The following is a 26,055-nucleotide window of genomic DNA, read 5'->3' as shown; positions in this document are numbered from 1 at the left end:
CATCCGTATATAAAGTAACATTCCGACACCTCGGCCAAAAGGAGGATAGAAGATGAACATATTTCATCTGCCGCTTGAAACGGTCTATCTTTACACATTGATTATTTCGGGAAGTCTCACGCTTTTGATTCTGTTTTTTCAAGATGTGTTTCACGGCCTCTCGGAAGCCATTCCTGTTTCATTTTTAAACCCTGCATTGATTCTGTCTTTTTTAACAATCTTTTCAGCCTCAGGTTATATCGGCGAAATCGCCGCTCCGCTATCAAGTCCTGTCATTGCGTTGCTTTCATTTGTTCTTTCGGTTCTTTTGGTCAGCCTGCTTCACTTCTTCGTCCTTGTCCCGCTTTCATCAGCGGAAGAATCGCTCGCATATCGGGAGACGGATTTAAAGGGCAGAGTCGGCAGGGTCATTACTTCCGTCCCGAAAGACGGCTATGGAGAAGTGATCATAGAGGGAATAGGGGGCGCCATTTCTAAATCAGCCGTCAGCTTTGATCAAGAACAGATCAAGTACGGAACGGCCGTATTAGTGATTGACGTGAAAGACGGAGTGCTTTTTGTGACGCCGCATGAACCAATCTGATATCTAAGGGGGAACTGTTATGACTATGCCGATTATCATCGTTATCGGAATCGTATTCTTTTTACTCATCGCACTTATTGCTGTATTTATTACGAAGTACCGGACGGCGGGGCCGGACGAAGCCCTTATTGTGACCGGAAGTTATTTGGGAAATAAGAACGTCCACATTGATGAAGGCGGAAATCGTCTGAAAATCGTCCGGGGCGGGGGAACTTTTGTGCTCCCGGTATTCCAGCAGGCAGAACCTCTCAGTTTACTGTCAAGCAAACTTGATGTCTCTACACCTGAAGTCTATACAGAACAAGGCGTGCCGGTAATGGCCGACGGAACCGCCATTATTAAAATCGGAGGCTCCATCGGTGAAATCGCAACAGCAGCTGAACAATTTTTGGGGAAATCTAAGGAAGACCGTGAGCAGGAGGCGCGGGAGGTGCTGGAGGGCCATCTGCGCTCCATCCTCGGCTCCATGACCGTTGAAGAGATTTATAAAAACAGGGAAAAGTTTTCTCAGGAAGTCCAGCGGGTCGCGTCTCAGGATCTTGCTAAAATGGGGCTGATGATCGTTTCTTTTACGATTAAAGACGTCCGCGATAAAAACGGCTATCTTGAATCATTAGGTAAGCCGAGAATCGCCCAAGTCAAGCGGGATGCGGACATTGCCACGGCAGAAGCGGATAAAGAGACGAGGATTAAACGCGCGGCCGCTGATAAAGACGCAAAAAAATCAGAGCTGGAGCGGGCGACGGAAATAGCTGAAGCGGAAAAAATCAATCAGCTGAAAATGGCGGAATACAGAAGAGAGCAGGATACAGCAAAAGCCAATGCCGACCAGGCATATGATCTTGAAACAGCAAAAGCCCGCCAGCAGGTGACAGAGCAGGAAATGCAAATTAAAATTATTGAGCGGCAAAAGCAGATTGAATTGGAGGAAAAAGAAATTCTGCGCCGTGAGCGCCAATATGACTCTGAAGTGAAGAAAAAAGCCGATGCTGACCGTTACTCGGTGGAACAAGCGGCCGCGGCCGCAAAAGCGAAGCAGCTCGCAGAAGCAGATGCCGAGCAGTACAGCATCGAAGCGATGGCCAAGGCGGAAGCGGAACGCGTGAGAATTGACGGTCTTGCTAAAGCGGAGGCTGAAAAGGCGAGAGGAGAAACCGAAGCGGAAGTTATCCGCCTGAAAGGACTCGCAGAAGCGGAAGCTAAAGAAAAAATCGCCGAAGCATTCGAAAAATACGGGCAGGCTGCAATCCTTGATATGATTGTGAAAATGCTGCCTGAATATGCGAAGCAAGTCTCAGCGCCTCTTTCCAACATTGATAAAATAACCGTCGTTGATACGGGAGGAAGCGGTGAAAACAGCGGGGCCAATAAAGTCACAGGCTACGCAACCAATTTAATGGCCGGCCTTCAGGAAAGCTTAAAAGCATCTTCCGGAATCAATGTAAAAGAGCTTATTGAGAATTTTTCAGGCAAAGGAAACATAAAACAAAGTATAAATGAACTTACAAAAGAACTGAGTGATTCAAACGAACGGCACAGCCAGGAATAAAAAAACAGCAGGCGTAAACCGCCTGCTGTTTCAGTTTGTCCGCTTAGCTTCAAGAAGCCGCGGCGCAGTCATGAATAATAAGATAAGGACAATGGCCGAAAGGATAAAAGAAGGAATCATATAAGTCGCGTTATAGACGGACGAATAAATCCAGACCGGCGTGCCCTTCGGAGCATAGCTTCCGAAAAAGACAGCTCCGGAGACCACATGTGCCGCATAGCGCAGCACACTGCCGATGAAAACACCGCCTATAACATACATCGTTAAAGCGCCTCTTTTTTTATTCAATGCCGATCCCCGTACACCGGAAGCAAACAAGCCGCTGAAACCGAGAACTGCAAATGCCGCGATGTAATCAAGTAATAACTGCACCGGGTGCTGCAAAAACAAATTGCCGATGGCGATCTGGACAATCCCTGTTAAAAAGCCTGTCGTAAGCCCGGCTTTCACTCCCCAGCGGAATGAAATCAAAAAAATCGGAATCATCATAATAGAGACCGAACCGCCTTGGGGCATCCGGAGAAACATACCTGAGACAATGTCCAGAATGACAGCCGCCCCGGTCATAATCGCTATTTCAATTAAGCGCACAAGCTGTGTTGAATGATTCATAGTTTTCCCCCTGGTCAGACAACCGTAACAAGGATAAACAAAAAAGCAGCGCGGGGAAGGATGGGAAAAGGTCCGCGCGCTGCTTACATAAACTGCAAATCATTTGGCTTTGCCACATCCCTACGCCAGCGTTAACTAACAGGTTCAAAGGGTCAGAACAAAACGTTCACTCTCAGCTTTAATGCTCCCCTTGTGGTCATCAAGTATTTAGTTCAATCTTACTATACAAGAAAATATGCCAAACCACAAGACAGCTTATCTTTCTATAGAAGAGAAACTGAAATAAGTATGAAAGAAAATAATTAATGATTTTTTTAAAAAAACTATTGTCATATTTTCAAAAGGGTGTTATATTATTAAACGTCGCTGATGAACAGCAGACAACAACAAAAAGCTTCGGAAACAACGTAAAAAAAGTTGTTGACATAAAAGAAGTTGAGTGGTAAGATAATAAAGCTGCTTCAACAAGCGGTAATGATCTTTGAAAACTAAACAAGACAAAACGTACCTGTTAATTCAAAGTTTTAAATAAATCGCACAGCGATGTGCGTAGTCAGTCAAACTACTTTATCGGAGAGTTTGATCCTGGCTCAGGACGAACGCTGGCGGCGTGCCTAATACATGCAAGTCGAGCGGACAGATGGGAGCTTGCTCCCTGATGTTAGCGGCGGACGGGTGAGTAACACGTGGGTAACCTGCCTGTAAGACTGGGATAACTCCGGGAAACCGGGGCTAATACCGGATGGTTGTTTGAACCGCATGGTTCAGACATAAAAGGTGGCTTCGGCTACCACTTACAGATGGACCCGCGGCGCATTAGCTAGTTGGTGAGGTAACGGCTCACCAAGGCGACGATGCGTAGCCGACCTGAGAGGGTGATCGGCCACACTGGGACTGAGACACGGCCCAGACTCCTACGGGAGGCAGCAGTAGGGAATCTTCCGCAATGGACGAAAGTCTGACGGAGCAACGCCGCGTGAGTGATGAAGGTTTTCGGATCGTAAAGCTCTGTTGTTAGGGAAGAACAAGTGCCGTTCAAATAGGGCGGCACCTTGACGGTACCTAACCAGAAAGCCACGGCTAACTACGTGCCAGCAGCCGCGGTAATACGTAGGTGGCAAGCGTTGTCCGGAATTATTGGGCGTAAAGGGCTCGCAGGCGGTTTCTTAAGTCTGATGTGAAAGCCCCCGGCTCAACCGGGGAGGGTCATTGGAAACTGGGGAACTTGAGTGCAGAAGAGGAGAGTGGAATTCCACGTGTAGCGGTGAAATGCGTAGAGATGTGGAGGAACACCAGTGGCGAAGGCGACTCTCTGGTCTGTAACTGACGCTGAGGAGCGAAAGCGTGGGGAGCGAACAGGATTAGATACCCTGGTAGTCCACGCCGTAAACGATGAGTGCTAAGTGTTAGGGGGTTTCCGCCCCTTAGTGCTGCAGCTAACGCATTAAGCACTCCGCCTGGGGAGTACGGTCGCAAGACTGAAACTCAAAGGAATTGACGGGGGCCCGCACAAGCGGTGGAGCATGTGGTTTAATTCGAAGCAACGCGAAGAACCTTACCAGGTCTTGACATCCTCTGACAATCCTAGAGATAGGACGTCCCCTTCGGGGGCAGAGTGACAGGTGGTGCATGGTTGTCGTCAGCTCGTGTCGTGAGATGTTGGGTTAAGTCCCGCAACGAGCGCAACCCTTGATCTTAGTTGCCAGCATTCAGTTGGGCACTCTAAGGTGACTGCCGGTGACAAACCGGAGGAAGGTGGGGATGACGTCAAATCATCATGCCCCTTATGACCTGGGCTACACACGTGCTACAATGGACAGAACAAAGGGCAGCGAAACCGCGAGGTTAAGCCAATCCCACAAATCTGTTCTCAGTTCGGATCGCAGTCTGCAACTCGACTGCGTGAAGCTGGAATCGCTAGTAATCGCGGATCAGCATGCCGCGGTGAATACGTTCCCGGGCCTTGTACACACCGCCCGTCACACCACGAGAGTTTGTAACACCCGAAGTCGGTGAGGTAACCTTTATGGAGCCAGCCGCCGAAGGTGGGACAGATGATTGGGGTGAAGTCGTAACAAGGTAGCCGTATCGGAAGGTGCGGCTGGATCACCTCCTTTCTAAGGATTTTAACGGAATATAAGACCTTGGGTCTTATAAACAGAACGTTCCCTGTCTTGTTTAGTTTTGAAGGATCATTCCTTCAAAACATAGGAACACCTGCTAAATGCGCCACTTCCTGTGGCAACGCATGTGTTAGCATGTCCTATGCGTTGTTCTTTGAAAACTAGATAACAGAAGTAATTCACATTCAATTAGTAATGCAAGATATCACGTAGTGATTCTTTTTAACGGTTAAGTTAGAAAGGGCGCACGGTGGATGCCTTGGCACTAGGAGCCGATGAAGGACGGGACGAACACCGATATGCTTCGGGGAGCTGTAAGCAAGCTTTGATCCGGAGATTTCCGAATGGGGAAACCCACCACTCGTAATGGAGTGGTATCCATATCTGAATACATAGGATATGAGAAGGCAGACCCGGGGAACTGAAACATCTAAGTACCCGGAGGAAGAGAAAGCAAATGCGATTCCCTGAGTAGCGGCGAGCGAAACGGGACCAGCCCAAACCAAGAGGCTTGCCTCTTGGGGTTGTAGGACACTCTGTACGGAGTTACAAAGGAACGAGGTAGATGAAGAGGTCTGGAAAGGCCCGCCATAGGAGGTAACAGCCCTGTAGTCAAAACTTCGTTCTCTCCTGAGTGGATCCTGAGTACGGCGGAACACGTGAAATTCCGTCGGAATCCGGGAGGACCATCTCCCAAGGCTAAATACTCCCTAGTGACCGATAGTGAACCAGTACCGTGAGGGAAAGGTGAAAAGCACCCCGGAAGGGGAGTGAAAGAGATCCTGAAACCGTGTGCCTACAAGTAGTCAGAGCCCGTTAACGGGTGATGGCGTGCCTTTTGTAGAATGAACCGGCGAGTTACGATCCCGTGCAAGGTTAAGCAGAAGATGCGGAGCCGCAGCGAAAGCGAGTCTGAATAGGGCGAATTGAGTACGTGGTCGTAGACCCGAAACCAGGTGATCTACCCATGTCCAGGGTGAAGTTCAGGTAACACTGAATGGAGGCCCGAACCCACGCACGTTGAAAAGTGCGGGGATGAGGTGTGGGTAGGGGTGAAATGCCAATCGAACCTGGAGATAGCTGGTTCTCTCCGAAATAGCTTTAGGGCTAGCCTCAAGGTAAGAGTCTCGGAGGTAGAGCACTGATTGGACTAGGGGCCCCTACCGGGTTACCGAATTCAGTCAAACTCCGAATGCCGATGACTTATCCTTGGGAGTCAGACTGCGAGTGATAAGATCCGTAGTCGAAAGGGAAACAGCCCAGACCGCCAGCTAAGGTCCCAAAGTATACGTTAAGTGGAAAAGGATGTGGAGTTGCTTAGACAACCAGGATGTTGGCTTAGAAGCAGCCACCATTTAAAGAGTGCGTAATAGCTCACTGGTCGAGTGACTCTGCGCCGAAAATGTACCGGGGCTAAACGTATCACCGAAGCTGCGGACTGTTCTTCGAACAGTGGTAGGAGAGCGTTCTAAGGGCTGTGAAGCAAGACCGGAAGGACTTGTGGAGCGCTTAGAAGTGAGAATGCCGGTATGAGTAGCGAAAGAGGGGTGAGAATCCCCTCCACCGAATGCCTAAGGTTTCCTGAGGAAGGCTCGTCCGCTCAGGGTTAGTCGGGACCTAAGCCGAGGCCGAAAGGCGTAGGCGATGGATAACAGGTTGATATTCCTGTACCACCTCCTCACCATTTGAGCAATGGGGGGACGCAGGAGGATAGGGTAAGCGCGGTATTGGATATCCGCGTCCAAGCAGTTAGGCTGGGAAATAGGCAAATCCGTTTCCCGTGAAGGCTGAGCTGTGATGGCGAGCGAATTATAGTAGCGAAGTTCCTGATTCCACACTGCCAAGAAAAGCCTCTAGCGAGGTGAGAGGTGCCCGTACCGCAAACCGACACAGGTAGGCGAGGAGAGAATCCTAAGGTGATCGAGAGAACTCTCGTTAAGGAACTCGGCAAAATGACCCCGTAACTTCGGGAGAAGGGGTGCTCTGTTAGGGTGCAAGCCCGAGAGAGCCGCAGTGAATAGGCCCAGGCGACTGTTTAGCAAAAACACAGGTCTCTGCGAAGCCGTAAGGCGAAGTATAGGGGCTGACGCCTGCCCGGTGCTGGAAGGTTAAGAGGAGCGCTTAGCGTAAGCGAAGGTGCGAATTGAAGCCCCAGTAAACGGCGGCCGTAACTATAACGGTCCTAAGGTAGCGAAATTCCTTGTCGGGTAAGTTCCGACCCGCACGAAAGGCGCAACGATCTGGGCACTGTCTCAACGAGAGACTCGGTGAAATTATAGTACCTGTGAAGATGCAGGTTACCCGCGACAGGACGGAAAGACCCCGTGGAGCTTTACTGCAGCCTGATATTGAATGTTGGTACAGCTTGTACAGGATAGGTAGGAGCCTTGGAAACCGGAGCGCCAGCTTCGGTGGAGGCATCGGTGGGATACTACCCTGGCTGTATTGACCTTCTAACCCGCCGCCCTTATCGGGCGGGGAGACAGTGTCAGGTGGGCAGTTTGACTGGGGCGGTCGCCTCCTAAAAGGTAACGGAGGCGCCCAAAGGTTCCCTCAGAATGGTTGGAAATCATTCGCAGAGTGTAAAGGCACAAGGGAGCTTGACTGCGAGACCTACAAGTCGAGCAGGGACGAAAGTCGGGCTTAGTGATCCGGTGGTTCCGCATGGAAGGGCCATCGCTCAACGGATAAAAGCTACCCCGGGGATAACAGGCTTATCTCCCCCAAGAGTCCACATCGACGGGGAGGTTTGGCACCTCGATGTCGGCTCATCGCATCCTGGGGCTGTAGTCGGTCCCAAGGGTTGGGCTGTTCGCCCATTAAAGCGGTACGCGAGCTGGGTTCAGAACGTCGTGAGACAGTTCGGTCCCTATCCGTCGCGGGCGCAGGAAATTTGAGAGGAGCTGTCCTTAGTACGAGAGGACCGGGATGGACGCACCGCTGGTGTACCAGTTGTTCTGCCAAGGGCATCGCTGGGTAGCTATGTGCGGACGGGATAAGTGCTGAAAGCATCTAAGCATGAAGCCCCCCTCAAGATGAGATTTCCCATTCCGCAAGGAAGTAAGATCCCTGAAAGATGATCAGGTTGATAGGTCTGAGGTGGAAGTGTGGCGACACATGGAGCTGACAGATACTAATCGATCGAGGACTTAACCAATTTGAATGTATGCTTATTGTTATCTAGTTTTGAGAGAGCACTCTCAATGGTTTGGTGGCGATAGCGAAGAGGTCACACCCGTTCCCATGCCGAACACGGAAGTTAAGCTCTTCAGCGCCGATGGTAGTCGGGGGTTTCCCCCTGTGAGAGTAGGACGCCGCCAAGCTATTACACGTAAGTGTAATATATGGAGGATTAGCTCAGCTGGGAGAGCATCTGCCTTACAAGCAGAGGGTCGGCGGTTCGAGCCCGTCATCCTCCACCATTCCTATCATACATAAGTTGGCGTATTAAGCCGGTGTAGCTCAATTGGTAGAGCAACTGACTTGTAATCAGTAGGTTGGGGGTTCAAGTCCTCTTGCCGGCACCACCTTTATATGTTATACTATATAAGTCTCTTGTAATAAGAGCCATTAGCTCAGTTGGTAGAGCATCTGACTTTTAATCAGAGGGTCGAAGGTTCGAGTCCTTCATGGCTCACCATGTTTTTCTTGCGGATGTGGCGGAATTGGCAGACGCGCTAGAATCAGGCTCTAGTGTCTTTACAGACGTGGGGGTTCAAGTCCCTTCATCCGCATTGCCAAACGCGGAAGTAGTTCAGTGGTAGAACACCACCTTGCCAAGGTGGGGGTCGCGGGTTCGAATCCCGTCTTCCGCTCCAACTATACTATACCATCCATGCCGGGGTGGTGGAATTGGCAGACACACAGGACTTAAAATCCTGCGGTAGGTGACTACCGTGCCGGTTCAAGTCCGGCCCTCGGCACTTATTGTTGCGCCCGTAGCTCAATTGGATAGAGCGTTTGACTACGGATCAAAAGGTTAGGGGTTCGACTCCTCTCGGGCGCGCCATACATACTTTTGAAAACGGGAAGTAGCTCAGCTTGGTAGAGCACATGGTTTGGGACCATGGGGTCGCAGGTTCGAATCCTGTCTTCCCGACCATTTTGGGGCCTTAGCTCAGCTGGGAGAGCGCCTGCTTTGCACGCAGGAGGTCAGCGGTTCGATCCCGCTAGGCTCCACTTGATTTTAATTGTTTTTTGGCGGTGTAGCTCAGCTGGCTAGAGCGTACGGTTCATACCCGTGAGGTCGGGGGTTCGATCCCCTCCGCCGCTACCATTGGACCTTTAGCTCAGTTGGTTAGAGCAGACGGCTCATAACCGTCCGGTCGTAGGTTCGAGTCCTACAAGGTCCACCACTTATACGGAGGAATACCCAAGTCTGGCTGAAGGGATCGGTCTTGAAAACCGACAGGGGTGTCAAAGCCCGCGGGGGTTCGAATCCCTCTTCCTCCGCCATATCTAATTTAATTATCATCGCGGGGTGGAGCAGTTCGGTAGCTCGTCGGGCTCATAACCCGAAGGTCGCAGGTTCAAATCCTGCCCCCGCAACCAAAAAATGGTCCGGTAGTTCAGTTGGTTAGAATGCCTGCCTGTCACGCAGGAGGTCGCGGGTTCGAGTCCCGTCCGGACCGCCATTTATAAAAAGGCTCGGTAGCTCAGTTGGTAGAGCAACGGACTGAAAATCCGTGTGTCGGCGGTTCGATTCCGTCCCGAGCCACCATTTAATTTAATATTGTTTTGGCGGTTGTGGCGAAGTGGTTAACGCACCAGATTGTGGCTCTGGCACTCGTGGGTTCGATTCCCATCAATCGCCCCAAACAACATGCGGGTGTAGTTTAGTGGTAAAACCTCAGCCTTCCAAGCTGATGTCGTGGGTTCGATTCCCATCACCCGCTCCATTTTTATATTGTCATGGGCCTGTAGCTCAGCTGGTTAGAGCGCACGCCTGATAAGCGTGAGGTCGGTGGTTCGAGTCCACTCAGGCCCACCATGATGATTTTTCCACAGTAGCTCAGTGGTAGAGCTATCGGCTGTTAACCGATCGGTCGCAGGTTCGAATCCTGCCTGTGGAGCCATGCGGAGAAGTACTCAAGTGGCTGAAGAGGCGCCCCTGCTAAGGGTGTAGGTCGTGTAAGCGGCGCGAGGGTTCAAATCCCTCCTTCTCCGCCATAAGGCCCGTTGGTCAAGCGGTTAAGACACCGCCCTTTCACGGCGGTAACACGGGTTCGAATCCCGTACGGGTCATTAAAAAACCTTGCATACTATGCAAGGTTTTTTATTATGCGTTCATAGCATAACTGGTAAAAGACAGGTATGTGGCAAAAGCGCTCCATAGTAAATAAGGAACCAGAAGCCAGGCTGAAGCTTTACTGTATTTACCGGCAATGAGCAACAGAATGAGTGTTGTCACCGCCACAAGCAGGCAATCGATAGATGCAGCAAGCAAATTTTTCTGTGTGAATTGAAAATAGCTGAATCCTTGATTCACGATATAATTGATGAGAAGCATCACCCAAAAAGCTTTGGATTCTTTACATGAAAACTTTGCGTATATCAAGGCTGCTGAGAGCGAAATAAGCGCAAACAAAACCGCCCATATGATGCCGATCACTGATCCGCTCGGCGTCCAGTCAGGTTTTTGCAGCGCGTCATACCATTCCCGGTCGATGGGAAAGAGAACCCCCGCTAAAGAAAACAAGACATATGTAATGATAAATACAATAATCGCACCGATATACTTCTTTTTCATTTGTTCCCTCCGCCATTCAATGTCAATACATTAGTTCCCTTTTTTGGAAATATTAAACCTTTTAAAAGGTTCATGCACCATTAAGTGTATGGGTTTTCAGTGTGAAAATGCAGCAAACCATTTATTTGTATTCAAAAACCCCGGCAGGCCGGGGTTTTAATCAGCATGAAGATCGCCGAATGTCGTCATAATTCCTTCTTCGTCAAGTTCCTGTTCATATTTTTCGTGTGCTTTGCTTGGATACACGGAAATGTTTTTGCCGGTAATATCTGTCGCGATAAAGTTTTCATAATCCTCAGCATAGCCGATGTTTTCTTCTGAGTTCATTGTCATATCCCCATAGCTGAGCGGCGGATCCTCTAAATCCTGAGGCGTTTCTGAGTTTCCGTATTCCTCAACATCCTGATAAGCATCTTCACTATCGTAAGCCGCCCGGATTGATTCATCATCATCAAATTCAAACTGTCCGAACGGTGTTTCCTCTTCAATCGGCCTGTCTTTGGAAACGGCATCCTGCGAGGAATATTCCGCCAATGTCGTAGCCGTCGGCAGAGCTTCAAGTCTGTCATAAGGAATGTCCTTGCCGCTGACTTCACATGTGCCGTATGTGCCGTTTTCAATTTGTTTCAGAGAGTAATCAATGTCGCGAAGGTGCTCCCGTTCATGGTCGAGCAGAGCCAGGTCTTTTTCCCGCTCGTATAATTCGGTCGCCTGATCGCCGGGATGATTGTCATAGGAAGACAATTCGCCGGATGACTGATACGGGAATTCATCAGTTAACTGAAATTGATCATTTTCTTTAAAGCGGCTTAAAATATCATGTCTGGCTTCTTCCAATTCTTTTTTTAAGTGTGTGATCTGTTCGTTTGTAAGCACATCAATCCCTCGTTTCTATGTGATGCTTACTGTTAGTATGAACGCTTTTGCGCAGAAAAATGGTGGATAAAAATAGTCGTTTTCCCATGAGGAAGTAAAAGGATACAGTGATTGCCGAGAGTGGGGAAAGAAAATTCAAGTTTGTTTCTTTATTCATTTGCGCAAAAAGGTTTATAATAAGAAATGCAGGCATTTTGTCGTGCTCAAATCTGTGTGTTTGACACAAAGTCATCACAGGTGTATTGTATTAAAAGCATTTAACGGATTATGGAGGAATGTCTCATGGTGACAACGGTGCAGCATACGTTCCGAGAGGAAGCAGATCATGCATTACATAAAGCCAAACAAGTCAACCATGCTGTCTTATTGAGCTATTCAAGACGTATTGCGTCTTTAGACCCTCTATCATTTTTCAAAGACGGAGCAAAAAAATATAAAGGCAAACGATTTTTTTGGTCAGAACCCGGTAGTGAATTAACAATAGTCGGTCTTGGCACAGAAGCGCTGTTCCAATCGAATGAAAAAAATGGAAAGCGTTATCACGACGTTTTTGAACAATGGGAGCGCTTTAAAAAGATGGCTTTTCATATTCATGAAGAAGAAGAGGCGGCGCATACCGCGGTCGGCCCTGTCTTATTCGGCGGTTTTTCATTTAATCCCGCTGAAGAGAGAGGAGACGAATGGAACGGGTTCGAAGAAGGGCTGTTCTTTATCCCCTCACTCATGCTGACAAAGACGGCAGATGGTGATTATTTAACCGTCAATCAATGGGCAGCAGACGGTAATCAGGCAGAAGATACGCTGAAACGTCTGAAATCTTTTTCGGAAGCTTTTTCAGTTTCTTCAATCGAGTATGAAGAATATCCTGTTTTAACAAAAGCGGAAGAACTTGATGTGGAAAACTGGCTTGAAGCCATTAAAACAGCAACAAATGATATGAAAGCAAATCAATATGATAAAGTCGTGCTGGCAAGGGAAGTCGTTTTGTCATATGATGGGCCTATTCCGGCAGAGAGCGTTGTCCGTAAGCTTTTGACGGACCAAACGACAAGCTATGTTTTTGCGATTGAGCAGGGAGATAAATGCTTTGTCGGCGCTTCACCGGAACGGCTGATCAAAAAATCCGGCAAAGACGTCATGTCCACCTGTCTGGCAGGTTCAATTAAGCGCGGAGAAAATCAACAAGAAGATGACCGTCTCGGCAAGGAATTGCTGCATGACGAAAAAAATCTCGCGGAACATGATTTTGTGGTTCAGATGATACACGATTCTTTCTTGTCGAGCTGCAGCGATGTGAAAAAGCCTGCAGGTCCGCAATTATATAAAACAAAAAGTGTTCAGCATCTATATACGCCGATCACAGGCCATCTTAAAACGTCCGCTTCGCTGTTTGATTTAATTGAAAAGCTGCATCCCACACCGGCATTGGGCGGAGCTCCCCAGCAGAAAGCTGTTGAAGTTATCGCTGATATTGAACCGATGACACGCGGATGGTACGCGGCTCCGATCGGCTGGATGGACGGCAGGGAAAACGGAGAATTTGTCGTGGCTATCCGATCAGGGCTGATTGAAGGCAAAAGTGCGCGGCTTTTCGCAGGCTGCGGTATTGTTGAAGATTCAGATCCGCAATCAGAATATGAAGAAACACAAATTAAACTAAAGCCGATGATCTCTGCTTTAGGAGGTGAAAGGCTTTGACAAACCCGATTACACATTATATCGGAAGCTTTATTGATGAATTCGCTCTATCGGGTGTGACCGATGCAGTTGTTTGCCCGGGGTCGAGGTCAACTCCCTTGGCGGTTTTGGCGGCGGCCCACCCGGATATTCAAGTCCATATACAGATTGATGAACGGTCCGCAGGTTTTTTCGCACTCGGTCTTGCAAAAGCCCGCCAGCGTCCGGTCATGCTGATTTGTACGTCAGGAACGGCAGCGGCTAACTTCTATCCGGCCGTGATTGAAGCTCATTATTCAAGAGTGCCGCTTATTGTCCTGACTGCTGACCGGCCTCATGAATTGAGGGAAGTGGGGGCGCCTCAGGCGATTAACCAGCATTTTCTGTTCGGTAACTTTGTTAAGTTTTTCACAGACTCGGCTCTGCCTGAAGAAAATCCTCAAATGCTGAGCTATATCAGAACATTGGCCGGCAGAGCCGTAAGTGAAGCCGGGAAGCGCCCGATGGGGCCGGTCCATATCAATGTGCCGCTCAGAGAGCCTTTGATGCCGGATTTATCAGCCGGACCTTTTGAAAGAATGAGAAAGGGGCGGCACGTCTCAGTCACAACAGGGATTCAGTCAGCTGCTCAAGACTCTCTCTGTCATATTACAGAGCGTCTCGCGGGTACCGAAAGAGGTATGATCGTCTGCGGCGAAATTCACGGTGAAGCAGAAAAGCAGCAAATCATCGCGCTTGCCGAGATGCTTCAGTTCCCGATTTTGGCTGATCCGCTTTCAAACCTCCGAAACGGGGAGCATGATAAGACGCTGATTATTGATGCTTATGACTCGTTTTTAAAAGATGAAGAAATAAAAGAGGCGCTGCGCCCTGACGCTGTGATCCGCTTCGGTCCGATGCCGGTTTCCAAACCGCTCTTTTTATGGCTCAGAGATGATCCTGCCATTGAGCAGTTTATCGTCGATGAAGACGGAGGATGGAGAGATCCCACCCAGGCCGGCGCGCATATGATTCATTGCCATCCGTCGGTGTTTTTGGAAGCGGTCCGTTCAGCTGAAACCGGAAAACGGCCGTCCGAATGGCTTGAGAAATGGCAATTTGTCAATGACCGGTTCCGGAGTCATTTACAGGCCGCGAACATGGATGATTTATCATTTGAAGGAAATGTATATCGTCAGCTTCAGCACCTTGTCCCTGAAGGCAGTTCGATTTTTGTCGGCAACAGCATGCCGATCCGCGACGTGGATACTTTCTTTGAAAAACAAGATCGTTCCTTCCGTGTCTATGCCAACCGCGGCGCTAACGGCATTGACGGAGTTGTCTCCTCGGCTATGGGGCTGTGTGAAGGTACAAAAGCTCCTGTCACGCTTGTCATTGGAGATTTATCGTTTTACCATGATTTAAACGGGCTGTTAGCGGCTAAAAAACTTGGAATTCCGCTTACGGTTATTTTAATAAACAATGATGGCGGCGGGATTTTCTCGTTTTTGCCGCAGGCATCTGATAAGACTCATTTTGAAGAACTGTTCGGTACGCCGACGGGTCTTGATTTCCGGCATGCCGCCGCACTGTATGGCGGGACGTATACTTGCCCTGAGACATGGGAAGCATTTAAGGATGCGTATCAGCCGCAGGCGGACAAGCCCGGACTTCATATAATCGAGCTGAAAACAGATCGGACATCAAGAGTTCAATTCCATCGCGATCTGCTGCAGGCCGCAGTGCGGGAAGTGAAAAAAGAATGGAAACTGTAACAGTTAAAACGGCAGACGGCGTATGCTATCGTGCTGCTGATAGCGGACACGGACACGAATCGTCTGAAGCTATTGTTTGTCTGCATGGATTTACGGGCAGCAAAGAATCATGGATGTTTTTACGCGGCATGTTTCCCGGCGAGCGAATGGTGATGATTGACTGCCTGGGTCACGGGGAGACAGACGCGCCTGTGCAAGCGGCAAGGTATAGTGCGAGCAGGCAGGTTGCGGACCTTGCCGCCGTTTTTGATCAATTAAAACTTCACAAAGTGAAACTTATTGGTTATTCTATGGGGGGAAGACTTGCGTATTCCTTTGCACAGGCATTTCCGCATCGGGTGTCAGCGCTTGTTTTGGAAAGTACAACCCCGGGCCTCAGCACGCTTCAGGAACGCAAAAAACGGATTCAGTCAGATCGGAAGCTTGCTGACTTTATATTGCGGGAAGGTATAACATCGTTTGTTGATTATTGGGAGAGCATTCCGTTGTTTGCCACGCAGCTTTCTCTGCCAGACAGCGTAAAGGCGTCCATCCGTGCCGGCAGGCTGAAGAATAATCCGTCCGGACTTGCAGGAAGCCTGCTCGGAATGGGGACAGGCTCACAGCCTTCCTGGTGGGAGGCATTACACCGCATCAAGGCGCCCGTCCTGCTCATATGCGGTGAATGGGATGAAAAGTTTTGCGCTATTAATCAAAAGGTGCATAACCTGCTCCCATCAAGTAAAATAGAGGTTGTCAAACAGGCGGGGCACACGGTACATGTGGAACAGCCGCGAATTTTTGGTAAGATAGTAAGTGAGTTTTTATACGGCTTGTAAAGCATAAAGAAAATAGCTTTTCGGCCGGACTCAGGCAAAAATGAAGGAGGTCATATCAATGGCTGCAGAATGGAAAAGTGAACGTCAGTACGATGAAATCCTGTACGAGACGTATAACGGTATTGCAAAAATAACAATTAACCGCCCGGAGGTACATAACGCATTTACTCCTAAGACGGTATCAGAAATGATTGACGCGTTTGCTTGTGCGCGTGATGACTCCAATATTGGTGTCATCGTTCTTGCGGGAGCGGGAGATAAAGCATTCTGTTCAGGCGGAGACCAAAAAGTCCGCGGTCACGGCGGATATGTCGGAGACGATCAGATCCCGCGTCTGAATGTGCTTGATCTTCAGCGTTTGATCCGCGTGATTCCTAAACCGGTCGTGGCGATGGTATCAGGCTATGCCATCGGCGGAGGCCATGTGCTTCATATCGTCTGTGATTTAACGATTGCGGCCGATAACGCGATTTTCGGCCAAACCGGCCCGAAAGTGGGAAGCTTTGATGCCGGTTACGGCTCAGGTTACCTGGCGCGTATCGTCGGACATAAGAAAGCCCGTGAAATCTGGTACCTGTGCCGTCAATACAACGCGCAGGAAGCGCTCGACATGGGGCTTGTCAATACGGTTGTCCCATTAGAGAAACTTGAAGAGGAAACAATTAAATGGTGTGAAGAAATGCTTGAGAAAAGCCCTACAGCCCTTCGTTTCCTTAAAGCGGCATTTAACGCTGATACAGACGGCCTCGCCGGAATTCAGCAATTTGCAGGAGATGCAACGCTTCTTTATTACACGACTGACGAAGCGAAAGAAGGCCGTGATTCCTTTAAAGAGAAACGCAGTCCCGATTTCGGTCAATTCCCTCGTTTTCCGTGATCAGATGACACTACGAAACAGCTTGAGCCGCTCTGGTCCAAGCTGTTTTCTTTTCAAAAACAGTACTTTTACCTCGGAGATGATAACATGCTGACAGAACAGCCGAATTGGCTCATTCAAAGGGCTCAGCTGACACCAGAGAGAATCGCTCTCATATTTGAAAACAAACAGATGACATTCAGAGAATTATATCATGCTTCTAAACAAATGGCCGCGCGGCTGTCCAAATACTGCTCGCTTAAAAAAGGAGACCGGGCCGCGATTTTGCTTTCTAACAGACCGGAAATGGTTTATGCCGTTCATGCATGCTTCTTATTAGGGGCGGAAGCTGTGCTGTTGAATACGAAACTCTCAAAACAGGAACGGTTGTTTCAGCTCGAAGATTCACAGGCAAAGCTTTTATTGACGGAGGACGGCTTTTGCCGCAAAGAATATGAATCTACGGTTGCCGCCTTAGATGTGGACGAGCTGCAGGCTGAAGAGGCGGGTGACATTGAACCTGAAGCTTATGTAACGCTTGATGATACGGCGACTCTTATGTATACGTCAGGAACAACGGGAAGGCCGAAGGGGGTGCAGCAGACTTTCGGTAATCATTATTCCAGCGCTGTATCGTCTGCGCTGAATCTGGGGGTCACGGAGCGGGACCGCTGGCTTATTGCGCTGCCGCTGTTTCATATCAGCGGTCTGTCTGCGCTGTTTAAGTCGGTCATTTACGGCATGCCTGTCGTGCTTCATCAAAAATTTTCTGTCACTGATGTGCTGGACAGCATCAGTTCCCATCAGGTCACGATCATTTCAGCGGTGCAGACCATGCTTTCGGGCCTGCTTGCGGAAACTGAACAATGTCCTGAATCACTGCGCTGCATTCTGCTTGGCGGGGGGCCGGCACCGCTGCCGCTCCTTGAAGAATGCCGCAGGAAACAATTTCCGGTATTCCAATCTTACGGCTTGACTGAAACCTGCTCGCAGATTGTCACGCTTTCTCCGGAATTCAGCATGGACAAGCTCGGCTCGGCCGGTAAACCGCTGTTTTCATGCGAAATTAGAATTGAAAAAGACGGAAACCCTTGTGCGCCGTTTGAACACGGTGAAATTACGGTGAAAGGCCCGAATGTAATGAAAGGGTATTACCATCGTGACGACGCAAACCAGGCCGCTTTTCATAATGGATGGTTTAAAACGGGCGATCTTGGCTATTTGGATGATGAAGGGTTTTTATACGTGCTGGACAGGCGGTCGGACCTCATTATTTCAGGCGGAGAGAACATCTACCCGGCAGAAGTGGAAGCGGCGCTGCTTGCCCATCCGGCTGTAGCGGAGGCCGGTGTTTCGGGAGCCGAAGATCCGAAGTGGGGGAAAGTGCCGCATGCTTTTCTCGTGCTGACTTCTTCTGTCAGTTCTGAGGAGCTGACCGTCTTTTGCCGTGAGCGGCTTGCAAAATATAAAATACCGGCTGCTTTTTTCGAGGTTGACGAGCTCCCGCGGAACGCGTCCAATAAACTGATGAGACATCGGCTGAATGAGCTTCGTAAAGGAGAATTGTCATGATTAAGATTGAAAAAATCACCCTTTATCATGTAAGTATGAGGCTGAAAAAACCGTTTAAAACAAGTATTGAAACGCTGCAGGACCGTAAATTTTTGATCGTGGAAGCGATCGATGAAACCGGGAGAACCGGCTGGGGGGAGGTATCGGCGTTTTCTTCTCCGTGGTATACAGAAGAAACGATTCAGACATGCGCACATATGCTGAGAGATTTTTTCATCCCGAATGTCGTAGGCCGCGAGTTTTTCCATCCGTCAGAGGTGCCTGACAGTCTCGCGCGTTTCAAAGGAAACCGCATGGCAAAAGCGGGGCTTGAATCAGCCGTGTGGGATCTATATGCCAAGAAAAAAGAGATATCACTCGCAGAAGCCTTAGGGGGCAAAAGAGATAAAGTGCCCGCCGGCGTGGCGGTGGGTCTGGCTTCGGCTGATGAGATGCTTCGGGAAATTGAGCAATACGTAAAAGAAGGTTATCAACGTATAAAAATAAAAATTCAGCCCGGCCATGACGTTGATCTGGTCAGAGCCATCCGCAGCCGTTTTCCGAACGTACCGCTGATGGCGGATGCCAACTCGGCATATGAACTGAAAGACATCAGCAGGCTGAAAGAGTTGGATGAATTCCAGCTCATGATGATAGAACAGCCGCTTCAGGCAGATGATATTGTCGATCACCGCCACCTGCAGAAACACTTGAGAACCGCGGTATGCCTTGATGAAAGCATATGCTCATATGATGACGCAAGGCGGGCGATTGAGCTTGGGAGCTGTAAAATCATTAACATAAAACCGGCCCGTGTAGGAGGCCTGACAGAGGCTTTAAAAATACATGACTTATGCAGAGAGCATCACATGCCGGTTTGGTGCGGCGGAATGTTTGAAACCGGCATTTCGAGAGCGCAGACAGTCGCGCTTGCTTCGCTGCCGCAATTTACGATACCGGGTGATATTTCCTCATCAGACCGATACTGGGAGGAGGATATTGTCACTCCCGACATCCATATCGAAGAGGGATTCATCTCTGTTCCGGACGGTCCCGGACTGGGTGTCGAAGTCAATCAGGAAATAATGAGAAAATACGTCACCCAAATGGACGTTTTTACGACAAACAACTGATAAAAAGACATTTCAGCGTGTTGAGCTGCCTGTAAGCTGCTGTTATATTGAAACTGTTCATCATCACCCCTTCCCCCGTTTGAACCGGCTGTATCAGCCGGTTTTTTTAATGAGCGGACACTTGACAAATGTGAGTGCGTGCGATATTTTTGCACAAAGGAAACTTTTTGTCCTGTATCAATCATTTGTTCTTAAATATAAAGAATTGTCATAAGACTGACATCAACATCACATTTAAAAGAGAACGGGACAAAGGAAAGGGGACGGATATGAAAAGAAGCAGTGTAATGGCGTCTGTGCTGATGATTTGTTTTGCATTGTCTTCATGCAGCTCTGAATCTTCAGGCGGACAAAAAGGAAAGCTTACGATTACGGCTACCACTTCTCAGGTGGCTGACGCCGCTGAACATATCGGCGGAGACCATGTTGAAGTGACGTCACTGATGGGGCCTGGAGTCGACCCGCATCTTTATAAAGCATCACAAGGAGATACGAAAAAATTAACGGAGGCGGATGTTGTTTTATACAGCGGACTTCACTTAGAAGGGAAAATGGAGCATATGTTAACGAAAATCAGCCGGCAAAAACCGTCTGCAGCAGTGGCTGAATCAATACCGAAGGAGAAATTGATTCCAGCGGGTGAGAATATGTATGATCCGCATGTATGGTTCAGCATTCCGTTATGGCTGTATGCCGTTGACGAAATTGAAGCGCAATTAAAAAAAGCAAAACCGGAATATGCAGACGACTTTACAAAAAACGCCCAAGAGTATAAAGAGAATTTGAAATCTTTAGATAAAAAATCGAGAGAAAAGATCGGGACAATTCCCGAAAAAAGCCGTGTACTAGTTACAGCACATGATGCCTTTGCGTATTTTGGCAAGGAATACGGATTTGAGGTCAGAGGACTTCAAGGGCTGAGCACGGACTCTGATTACGGACTGAAAGATGTTCAAAAGCTTGTCAGTCTGCTTGCGGATAAGGAAATTAAAGCTGTGTTTACGGAAAGCAGCGTATCGAAAAAGTCAATAAACGCGGTTGTTGAGGGCGCCAAAGAAAAAGGTCATGATGTTTCGGTCGGCGGCTGGCTGTATTCAGATGCCATGGGCGAAAAGGGGACAAAAGAGGGCACGTACGCCGGTATGTTCGCCCATAACATAGATACGATTGTCAGCTCATTAAAATAAACAGGAAGGGAGAGAATGACGTGTATCCTGTCAGCATTGAAAATGTGACGGTAGCCTATCACAAAAAACCGGTCCTGCAGAACGTCACCATGCAGGTGCCGGAAGGAAAACTGATCGGGATTATCGGGCCGAACGGAGCCGGAAAATCAACGTTGATAAAAGCTGTTTTAGGATTAACGCCAAGCGCCTCCGGAACGGTCTCTATTTATGGGAAATCATCAGAAAAGGAGCGGAAGAGGATCGGCTATGTTCCGCAGCGCGGTTCTGTGGATTGGGATTTTCCGACAAGCGCTCTGGATGTCGTTTTAATGGGAAGATATGGGCATATCGGCTGGTGCAGGCGTCCGAAAAAACGTGATATTGATTTTGCTGAAGCCTGTTTGGATAAGGTCGGTATGCTTGATTATGCCAAAAGGCAGATCAGCCAGCTTTCGGGAGGCCAGCAGCAGCGGGTTTTTCTGGCCCGGGCTTTATGTCAGGATGCGGATATATACTTTATGGATGAACCGTTTGTGGGAGTTGACGCCGCTACGGAGCGGGCGATTATCACGCTGTTGACGGAATTAAAACAAAAAGGAAAAACCGTGCTCGTCGTCCATCATGACCTGCAGACGGCAAAGGAGTATTTCGATTGGATGCTGCTGCTGAACATGAGAAAGATTGCTTTCGGACCGACTGAACACGTGTTTACAATCGAAAATTTACAAAAAACGTACGGAGGAAGGCTTGCATTTTTGAAAGATCACCTCCTGGCCGAAGGGGGAACGGGCTGATGACGCTGCATCATATATGGCTTCAGCTTCAGGAACCGAATACCCAATGGGTGTTGGCGGGAACTTTGCTTCTCGGCATGGCAAGCGGCGTGCTGGGAAGCTTTGTGCTTCTCAGGAGGCAGAGTCTGATCGGCGACGCCATGGCTCATTCGGCTTTGCCCGGAGTATGTCTTGCGTTTCTCATTGCCGGAGAAAAGACGATGCTGTTCTTCTTGATCGGAGCGGCTGCCGCGGGGCTTGCTGGAACTTGGTGCATCCAGAACATCACGGAGCATTCAAAAACGAAGGAGGATTCTGCGATCGGCATCGTATTGTCCGTGTTTTTCGGGATCGGCATTATTCTTCTGACCTATATTCAAAGACTCGGTTCCGGAAGCCAGAGCGGGCTTGATTCTTTTTTATTCGGTCAGGCGGCGTCACTCGTTAAACAGGACATTGTCATCATCGGAGTCATTTCTGCCGTTCTGCTTTTATTGTGCGCCGTCTTTTTTAAGGAATTCAAATTGATCACATTTGATATGGCATTTGCGAAAGGGGCGGGACTGCCTGTCAGGTTTCTGAACGGACTGCTGGTTTTTTTAATTGTTTGTGCGGTTGTGATCGGGCTGCAGACGGTCGGTGTCATCTTAATGGCGGCCATGCTTATTACGCCGGCGATCGCCGCAAGGTATTGGACGGAGCGTTTAACGGTCATGATCGTGCTGTCCGGATTAATCGGCGGGTTATCCGGTGTGGCGGGAACGCTTTTAAGTACGACGACGGACGGTATGGCGACCGGGCCGTTAATTATTTTAAGCGCGGCTTCCGTTTTTCTGTTTTCTCTATTATTCGCTCCGGATCGCGGACTGGTGTCAAAGACGGTTAAACTTTTCCGGCTGAGAAAAAAGACCGCTTTTGAGCAAACGCTCTCAGCTATTTACGAGATGAGTGAACAAACGAATGAAACCTCAGTCACCGGGCAGATGTTGAAAAAAGAATGGGAGCGCCCTATCAGGAAACTGGAGAAAAAGGGATACCTCAAGCGCAGCGGAGCCGAACAATGGCGGATGACGGAGGCAGGGCTGACGAAGGGATACGAAATTGTCTTATCACAGCGCATGTATGAAGTTTACCTCATGCATGAAACGGAACTGGCCGGTATAGAAACGGCCGCCAGGGACGAATTTCATCCGGATCTTCTGCCGAAAGAACTGAAAGAAAAGCTTTTGCAGCTTTTACGATTGCACGGGCGAATGCCGAATGAATCACTTCAAAAGGAGAAAGGAGGCGCTTACAATGAGTTATGAAGCGTGGATTATCGCAACGGGAATCTTAGTCGGCGTGAGCTGCGCGTTAATCGGCACTTTTCTTGTGCTGAGAAACATGGCGATGCTTGCTGACGCGATCAGCCACACGGTGCTGCTCGGAATTGTCGGCGCTTTCCTTGTGACGGGAGCCCTTAACGGAATTCCAATGTTTATCGGAGCTGCGGCATCCGGGCTGCTGACGGCTTTTTTCGTACAGTTTCTGCACAGTAAAGGCGTGCAGTCTGACGCGGCTATCGGTGTCGTTTTTACGTCCTTGTTTGCGATCGGCGTCATTCTGCTGTCTGTATACGGCAAACATGTACATCTTGATATAGAACATTCGCTTATGGGAGAAATTGCTTTCGTTCCGTGGAATACAGCTCAGCTGTTCGGCTTCGATATCGGCCCTAAAGCGTTTTGGATGATTTTATCTGTGCTTATCATCAATGTGCTGCTGATTGTCTGCTGCTATAAAGAATTTAAAATCGCCGCATTTGACCCGGAAATGGCGATAGCCATCGGCATTCCTGTCCTGGTCATTCATTATGTGCAGATGGGTATGCTGTCGCTTACGACGGTTGCTTCTTTTGATTCAGTGGGAGCGGTTTTAGTCGTTGCGATGCTGATTGTACCGCCTGCAGCCGCCTATTTACTGACAAACCGCCTTTCTTCCATGCTTTTCATCAGCGCGGGTATCGGCGGGCTGTCAGCCGTATTGGGATATGGCGCCGCCACATGGCTCAACGTGTCAATTTCAGGTGCGATGGCTGCGATGACCGGCGTGTTTTTTCTGCTGGCCTTTCTGTTTTCTCCGGCTCAAGGGCTGATTTCAAAAAGGCTTGCGGCGCGGAAATTAAAAAGAGCTGTATAAAACAGCTCTTTTCTTTTATAAATCATGCGGTTTAAAGGTTTTGCAATCCGTTTCTTCACTTTTTTCAGCGGTTTCGCCTGTATGGCTGACCACATAAATCGCGTCGGCCGTGCATTTGTTTCCTCTGCCCCAATATGAACAGTTATTGACTTCACACAGAATTTTTTGGTCCATGCTGGCTCCCCTCCAAGATAAAAGGTACGCCATTAGTATGAGCCGCCCTGATTTTTGTTATTCCTCCTGGCGGATATAACGTCTGTCTTTCATAAAGAGCTTCCAGAAGAAATAAAACCCGGGAAACAAAATAATGAAAGCGACGATATACGTCATAAACAGCGCCCTGAAGGTGGCCGGCTCCGTAAATCCTGACATGACCGTAATATCCGGATAAATCATATAAGGAAGATGCGCCCGTCCGTATGCATAGCTTGCCAGAAAGTATTGAAGCGCAATGGCGATCATGGCGATTCTCGGTTTGCCGAGGTTGCGGCCGAAGCGCTTATTCGGCAAAAACAGAGCCACGCCGGCAATGATAAATGTAATGACAGACAGAATGAGCCATGTCTTGTCTTTCATCATCCCCGTATACAGCCAGCCGGCTTCAGAGCGTAATGTCAGCATAATGAAGAAGGCGAAAAGAAGCGACAGCGGCCCTGTTAGTAAAGAGCTCCGTCTGTAGATGCGGTACGCATGCTCCTCTTCCGCAACATTTGAAAAATCGGCCAGAAGCAGTGAAGATAAAAATAAAGTGCTTAAAATGGCAAAGCCGATAAACGCATACGCATTAAGGCTTGTAAAGACATTTGCCAAATTCAGGTGATACACGCCGCCCGTCTTCTCAATAAATCCTCCGTGTGTGACCGGAAGGACCAAAATCAGCACAGCGGGAATAATGAAGCCCGAAATTCCGGAGATATATCTCATGATTTTTCTTTCCTTCGCAGTATTGGAGAAGACGAGAAAGCCGCTGCGGATGGCCAAAAGCAGCAAAATAATACTCCCCGGGATCAATAAAACGGTTCCCAGCACGAAGGTTGCCCCTGGAAAGAAGCTGAATAGGGCGACAACGATCGCGACGATAAAGACGTTGGTCACTTCCCATGTCGGGGACAAATAACGGTTGGCGATGTTTGTCGCCTTTGTTTGTTCTCTATTTAAATAAATCATCGACCAAAAGCCTGCTCCGAAGTCCATCGTTGCCATGACCGCGTAGATAAACACGAAGCCCCATACGATTGATATCGCAATGAGAGCATCCATGGTAATGTCCATTTCAATTCAGCCCTTTCTATTGTTAGGATTCCGCCGCTTTTACATCCTCCTCAACGGGATGTTTGCGGAAATAATAAAGCAGCACATAAATGACTGCGGCTGCCAAAATGGCGTAAACGACCGTAAACAGGATGAACAGCAAACCGATTGAACCGGTTGTCGTGACGACATCAGACGTTTTCAGGAGATGGTAAATCACCCATGGCTGCCGCCCCGTACAAGCGAATATCCACCCGAATTCAATTCCGATCAGACTGAGCGGTCCTGCGGTTAAAAATAAAATCAAAAGCCAAGTCGGAAAGCTGTCTTTCTTTAAAATTTTTCTCCAGACGATGCCGATGATTGAGTACAAAATGAGCAGCATCCCGATGCCGACCATTCCGTTAAAAAGTGTATGGATGAATAAAGGCGGCCACTCGTCTTTCGGAAACGCGTTCAATCCTTTGACGACGGTATCAAAGCTGTTTGCAGCCAAAAAGCTTAAAGCCCACGGTACTTCTATCGCCCATTTTACTTTTTCTTCTTTTGCGTCAGTAAAACCCCCGATCGCAAGCGGAGCGTGTGATCTAGTTTCAAACAGCCCTTCTGCGCCCGCAAGCTTCTCAGGCTGGTATTCGTAAAGAAGCTGGGCTGACTCGTGACCGTTTAAAGAGGCAAGAATGGAAAAGATTCCGCCGATCGTTAAGGCGAGCAGCAGCGCTTTTCGGTGAAAGCGGTATACCTGCTCCTGTTTTCTCGTTCTCAGCATTTTATAAGCCGCAACTGACGCAACGATAAATGCACCGGTCATGAAAGCCGTCAGTACGACATGGCCCGCGGTGGTGAAAAAGCTTGGATTAAAAAACGCTGCCCACGGTTCGACGTCAGTGATTTTGCCGTTTAAAATTTTAAAGCCGGCCGGCGTTCCTTCAAATGCGTGAACATTTGTGATTAAGACGGCGGATGCCGCGGCGCCGATCAAAACGAAAATAACGGCAATGATGCGCATCGCCGGAGTCAGCCGGTCAGCGGCGTAGACATAAATGGACATAAACAGCGCTTCGATAAAGAAAGCATAAATTTCAATCTGAAACGGGAGTGACATCACCCTGCCGATGACTTCCATGAATCCGGGCCACAAAAGGGCAAGCTGTGTACCCGCGATCGTTCCGGTCGGTATCGCCACGCCGAGCAGAACAGCCTGCGCCTTCGTCCACCTTTTCGCCATAATGGCATAATGCGGATCTTTTGTTTTCTGATAAATCAATTCAGCCATTAAAATCATCAGAGGCAAGCCGACACCAAGCGTCGCAAAAATAATATGAAAGCCCATGGTTGTCCCGAACAGGCTTCTGGCTAACACTAAATCATCCACGATCATAAACCGCCTTTCTAAATTACCGTTT

General features: G+C 48.8%; 18 protein-coding genes, 21 tRNA genes, 3 rRNA genes and 1 riboswitch. Of the genes, 36 read left to right on the top strand and 6 right to left on the bottom strand.

Translation table 11 applies throughout. The annotated features are described in order from the left end of the window. Positions 1–52: 52 nt before the first annotated feature. Positions 53–583, top strand: coding sequence for an NfeD family protein (locus tag NYE50_RS16525; RefSeq protein WP_017419514.1), 531 nt, complete (start codon positions 53–55; stop codon positions 581–583). Between the two features lie 19 nt (positions 584–602). Further along, positions 603–2,132, top strand: coding sequence for a flotillin family protein (locus NYE50_RS16520; protein ID WP_224988881.1), 1,530 nt, complete (start codon positions 603–605; stop codon positions 2,130–2,132). Positions 2,133–2,162: 30 nt separating this feature from the next. Here NYE50_RS16520 and thiT read toward each other — a convergent pair whose 3' ends face one another. Beyond that, complete coding sequence (thiT, locus tag NYE50_RS16515) at positions 2,163–2,744, bottom strand: energy-coupled thiamine transporter ThiT (protein ID WP_159354515.1); 582 nt, start codon at positions 2,742–2,744, stop codon at positions 2,163–2,165. Between the two features lie 100 nt (positions 2,745–2,844). Continuing rightward, positions 2,845–2,945: riboswitch (TPP riboswitch) on the bottom strand. A gap of 366 nt (positions 2,946–3,311) precedes the next feature. Between thiT and NYE50_RS16510 the strand changes: the two genes are divergently transcribed. The 24 genes from NYE50_RS16510 to NYE50_RS16395 all read left to right on the top strand — a co-directional run bounded on the left by NYE50_RS16510 (position 3,312) and on the right by NYE50_RS16395 (position 10,111). Next, positions 3,312–4,861, top strand: a 16S ribosomal RNA gene (locus tag NYE50_RS16510). 233 nt (positions 4,862–5,094) lie between these two features. Further along, positions 5,095–8,024: ribosomal RNA gene (locus tag NYE50_RS16505) — 23S ribosomal RNA — on the top strand. 50 nt (positions 8,025–8,074) lie between these two features. Further along, positions 8,075–8,190 (top strand): 5S ribosomal RNA (rrf, locus tag NYE50_RS16500). The 16S, 23S and 5S rRNA genes sit together here with 21 tRNA genes alongside, the layout of an rRNA operon. A 23-nt stretch (positions 8,191–8,213) precedes the next feature. Then, positions 8,214–8,289: transfer RNA gene (locus tag NYE50_RS16495), tRNA-Val, on the top strand. 29 nt (positions 8,290–8,318) lie between these two features. Continuing rightward, a tRNA-Thr gene (locus tag NYE50_RS16490) sits at positions 8,319–8,394 on the top strand. A gap of 37 nt (positions 8,395–8,431) precedes the next feature. Then, positions 8,432–8,507, top strand: a tRNA-Lys gene (locus NYE50_RS16485). Between the two features lie 10 nt (positions 8,508–8,517). Beyond that, a tRNA-Leu gene (locus NYE50_RS16480) sits at positions 8,518–8,601 on the top strand. A 9-nt stretch (positions 8,602–8,610) separates the two neighbouring features. Continuing rightward, a tRNA-Gly gene (locus tag NYE50_RS16475) sits at positions 8,611–8,685 on the top strand. 19 nt (positions 8,686–8,704) lie between these two features. After that, positions 8,705–8,790 (top strand) — tRNA-Leu (locus NYE50_RS16470). Between the two features lie 9 nt (positions 8,791–8,799). Continuing rightward, a tRNA-Arg gene (locus NYE50_RS16465) sits at positions 8,800–8,876 on the top strand. A gap of 16 nt (positions 8,877–8,892) precedes the next feature. After that, positions 8,893–8,969, top strand: a tRNA-Pro gene (locus NYE50_RS16460). A gap of 4 nt (positions 8,970–8,973) precedes the next feature. Further along, a tRNA-Ala gene (locus NYE50_RS16455) sits at positions 8,974–9,046 on the top strand. 20 nt (positions 9,047–9,066) lie between these two features. Beyond that, a tRNA-Met gene (locus tag NYE50_RS16450) sits at positions 9,067–9,143 on the top strand. A 2-nt stretch (positions 9,144–9,145) separates the two neighbouring features. Beyond that, positions 9,146–9,222, top strand: a tRNA-Ile gene (locus NYE50_RS16445). A gap of 7 nt (positions 9,223–9,229) precedes the next feature. After that, positions 9,230–9,322, top strand: a tRNA-Ser gene (locus NYE50_RS16440). 19 nt (positions 9,323–9,341) lie between these two features. Further along, positions 9,342–9,418: transfer RNA gene (locus NYE50_RS16435), tRNA-Met, on the top strand. Between the two features lie 6 nt (positions 9,419–9,424). Beyond that, positions 9,425–9,501 (top strand) — tRNA-Asp (locus NYE50_RS16430). A 10-nt stretch (positions 9,502–9,511) separates the two neighbouring features. Next, positions 9,512–9,587 (top strand) — tRNA-Phe (locus tag NYE50_RS16425). Between the two features lie 20 nt (positions 9,588–9,607). Then, positions 9,608–9,683: transfer RNA gene (locus NYE50_RS16420), tRNA-His, on the top strand. An 8-nt stretch (positions 9,684–9,691) separates the two neighbouring features. Further along, positions 9,692–9,765, top strand: a tRNA-Gly gene (locus NYE50_RS16415). Between the two features lie 15 nt (positions 9,766–9,780). Next, positions 9,781–9,857 (top strand) — tRNA-Ile (locus tag NYE50_RS16410). 10 nt (positions 9,858–9,867) lie between these two features. After that, positions 9,868–9,942 (top strand) — tRNA-Asn (locus tag NYE50_RS16405). Positions 9,943–9,945: 3 nt separating this feature from the next. Next, positions 9,946–10,036, top strand: a tRNA-Ser gene (locus NYE50_RS16400). A 3-nt stretch (positions 10,037–10,039) separates the two neighbouring features. Further along, positions 10,040–10,111, top strand: a tRNA-Glu gene (locus NYE50_RS16395). A 34-nt stretch (positions 10,112–10,145) separates the two neighbouring features. Here the strand turns inward: NYE50_RS16395 and NYE50_RS16390 are convergent. Both NYE50_RS16390 and NYE50_RS16385 read right to left on the bottom strand, forming a co-directional pair. Next, a complete protein-coding gene (locus tag NYE50_RS16390) occupies positions 10,146–10,616 on the bottom strand; it encodes a TspO/MBR family protein (protein WP_159354514.1) in 471 nt (156 codons plus the stop codon). A 156-nt stretch (positions 10,617–10,772) separates the two neighbouring features. Beyond that, complete coding sequence (locus NYE50_RS16385; RefSeq protein ID WP_007613312.1) at positions 10,773–11,492, bottom strand: TraR/DksA C4-type zinc finger protein; 720 nt, start codon at positions 11,490–11,492, stop codon at positions 10,773–10,775. Between the two features lie 282 nt (positions 11,493–11,774). Here NYE50_RS16385 and NYE50_RS16380 point away from each other — a divergent pair, with 282 nt between their 5' ends. The 10 genes from NYE50_RS16380 to NYE50_RS16335 all read left to right on the top strand — a co-directional run bounded on the left by NYE50_RS16380 (position 11,775) and on the right by NYE50_RS16335 (position 23,398). Further along, on the top strand, positions 11,775–13,190 hold the full coding sequence (locus NYE50_RS16380; RefSeq protein WP_021494501.1) for an isochorismate synthase: 1,416 nt from the start codon (positions 11,775–11,777) through the stop codon (positions 13,188–13,190). Next, on the top strand, positions 13,187–14,923 hold the full coding sequence (gene menD, locus NYE50_RS16375; RefSeq protein ID WP_094296107.1) for a 2-succinyl-5-enolpyruvyl-6-hydroxy-3-cyclohexene-1-carboxylic-acid synthase: 1,737 nt from the start codon (positions 13,187–13,189) through the stop codon (positions 14,921–14,923). The genes NYE50_RS16380 and menD overlap by 4 nt, the downstream gene beginning before the upstream one ends. Then, positions 14,911–15,741 carry a 2-succinyl-6-hydroxy-2,4-cyclohexadiene-1-carboxylate synthase gene (gene menH, locus NYE50_RS16370; RefSeq protein ID WP_224988727.1) on the top strand — a complete coding sequence of 277 codons (831 nt, stop codon included), beginning with the start codon at positions 14,911–14,913 and terminating at the stop codon, positions 15,739–15,741. Before menD ends, menH begins: the two co-directional genes overlap by 13 nt. A gap of 58 nt (positions 15,742–15,799) precedes the next feature. Beyond that, positions 15,800–16,618: a 1,4-dihydroxy-2-naphthoyl-CoA synthase gene (menB, locus tag NYE50_RS16365; RefSeq protein ID WP_003152221.1), complete on the top strand. Its 819-nt coding sequence runs from the start codon at positions 15,800–15,802 to the stop codon at positions 16,616–16,618. 87 nt (positions 16,619–16,705) lie between these two features. After that, complete coding sequence (locus tag NYE50_RS16360; RefSeq protein ID WP_191389144.1) at positions 16,706–18,169, top strand: o-succinylbenzoate--CoA ligase; 1,464 nt, start codon at positions 16,706–16,708, stop codon at positions 18,167–18,169. Continuing rightward, the gene (menC, locus tag NYE50_RS16355; protein WP_014418709.1) at positions 18,166–19,281 is read left to right on the top strand and encodes an o-succinylbenzoate synthase; all 1,116 of its coding nucleotides are present in this window, start codon (positions 18,166–18,168) and stop codon (positions 19,279–19,281) included. Before NYE50_RS16360 ends, menC begins: the two co-directional genes overlap by 4 nt. A gap of 269 nt (positions 19,282–19,550) precedes the next feature. Beyond that, positions 19,551–20,468 carry a metal ABC transporter solute-binding protein, Zn/Mn family gene (locus tag NYE50_RS16350; protein WP_029974111.1) on the top strand — a complete coding sequence of 306 codons (918 nt, stop codon included), beginning with the start codon at positions 19,551–19,553 and terminating at the stop codon, positions 20,466–20,468. Positions 20,469–20,488: 20 nt separating this feature from the next. After that, positions 20,489–21,241 (top strand): metal ABC transporter ATP-binding protein, encoded by a 753-nt coding sequence (locus NYE50_RS16345; protein WP_014418707.1) that lies wholly within the window; start codon positions 20,489–20,491, stop codon positions 21,239–21,241. Then, entirely contained in the window at positions 21,241–22,527 is a 1,287-nt protein-coding gene (locus tag NYE50_RS16340) for a metal ABC transporter permease (RefSeq protein ID WP_159354510.1), read from the top strand. Before NYE50_RS16345 ends, NYE50_RS16340 begins: the two co-directional genes overlap by 1 nt. Then, positions 22,517–23,398: a metal ABC transporter permease gene (locus tag NYE50_RS16335; protein WP_017418424.1), complete on the top strand. Its 882-nt coding sequence runs from the start codon at positions 22,517–22,519 to the stop codon at positions 23,396–23,398. The genes NYE50_RS16340 and NYE50_RS16335 overlap by 11 nt, the downstream gene beginning before the upstream one ends. Positions 23,399–23,413: 15 nt before the next feature. On the opposite strand, the gene NYE50_RS16330 is transcribed toward NYE50_RS16335, so the two are convergent. The 3 genes from NYE50_RS16330 to NYE50_RS16320 are packed head-to-tail and all read right to left on the bottom strand — an operon-like array spanning position 23,414 to position 26,024. Next, entirely contained in the window at positions 23,414–23,572 is a 159-nt protein-coding gene (locus tag NYE50_RS16330; RefSeq protein WP_007408842.1) for a DUF1540 domain-containing protein, read from the bottom strand. Positions 23,573–23,629: 57 nt separating this feature from the next. Further along, the gene (locus NYE50_RS16325) at positions 23,630–24,670 is read right to left on the bottom strand and encodes a cytochrome d ubiquinol oxidase subunit II (protein WP_014418703.1); all 1,041 of its coding nucleotides are present in this window, start codon (positions 24,668–24,670) and stop codon (positions 23,630–23,632) included. Between the two features lie 22 nt (positions 24,671–24,692). After that, a complete protein-coding gene (locus tag NYE50_RS16320) occupies positions 24,693–26,024 on the bottom strand; it encodes a cytochrome ubiquinol oxidase subunit I (RefSeq protein WP_015418060.1) in 1,332 nt (443 codons plus the stop codon). Between the last annotated feature and the right edge of the window lie 31 nt (positions 26,025–26,055).

Origin of the sequence: Bacillus sp. EU55, assembly GCF_038005925.1 — a bacterium.
Classification (GTDB): domain Bacteria; phylum Bacillota; class Bacilli; order Bacillales; family Bacillaceae; genus Bacillus; species Bacillus velezensis.
Note: the sequence above shows the minus strand (reverse complement) of the source record. Positions and strands in the feature narration are given on the sequence as shown.

Bases quoted from the DNA above. Each gene is read 5' to 3' on its own strand.
- NYE50_RS16525 (WP_017419514.1), top strand. From the start codon at position 53: ATGAACATATTTCATCTGCCGCTTGAAACGGTCTATCTTTACACATTG.
- menB (WP_003152221.1), top strand. From the start codon at position 15,800: ATGGCTGCAGAATGGAAAAGTGAACGTCAGTACGATGAAATCCTGTAC.
- NYE50_RS16335 (WP_017418424.1), top strand. From the start codon at position 22,517: ATGAGTTATGAAGCGTGGATTATCGCAACGGGAATCTTAGTCGGCGTG.
- NYE50_RS16360 (WP_191389144.1), top strand. From the start codon at position 16,706: ATGCTGACAGAACAGCCGAATTGGCTCATTCAAAGGGCTCAGCTGACA.
- NYE50_RS16380 (WP_021494501.1), top strand. From the start codon at position 11,775: ATGGTGACAACGGTGCAGCATACGTTCCGAGAGGAAGCAGATCATGCA.
- NYE50_RS16350 (WP_029974111.1), top strand. From the start codon at position 19,551: ATGAAAAGAAGCAGTGTAATGGCGTCTGTGCTGATGATTTGTTTTGCA.
- thiT (WP_159354515.1), bottom strand. From the start codon at position 2,744: ATGAATCATTCAACACAGCTTGTGCGCTTAATTGAAATAGCGATTATG.
- menH (WP_224988727.1), top strand. From the start codon at position 14,911: ATGGAAACTGTAACAGTTAAAACGGCAGACGGCGTATGCTATCGTGCT.
- NYE50_RS16520 (WP_224988881.1), top strand. From the start codon at position 603: ATGACTATGCCGATTATCATCGTTATCGGAATCGTATTCTTTTTACTC.
- NYE50_RS16325 (WP_014418703.1), bottom strand. From the start codon at position 24,670: ATGGACATTACCATGGATGCTCTCATTGCGATATCAATCGTATGGGGC.
- NYE50_RS16340 (WP_159354510.1), top strand. From the start codon at position 21,241: ATGACGCTGCATCATATATGGCTTCAGCTTCAGGAACCGAATACCCAA.
- NYE50_RS16390 (WP_159354514.1), bottom strand. From the start codon at position 10,616: ATGAAAAAGAAGTATATCGGTGCGATTATTGTATTTATCATTACATAT.
- NYE50_RS16330 (WP_007408842.1), bottom strand. From the start codon at position 23,572: ATGGACCAAAAAATTCTGTGTGAAGTCAATAACTGTTCATATTGGGGC.
- menC (WP_014418709.1), top strand. From the start codon at position 18,166: ATGATTAAGATTGAAAAAATCACCCTTTATCATGTAAGTATGAGGCTG.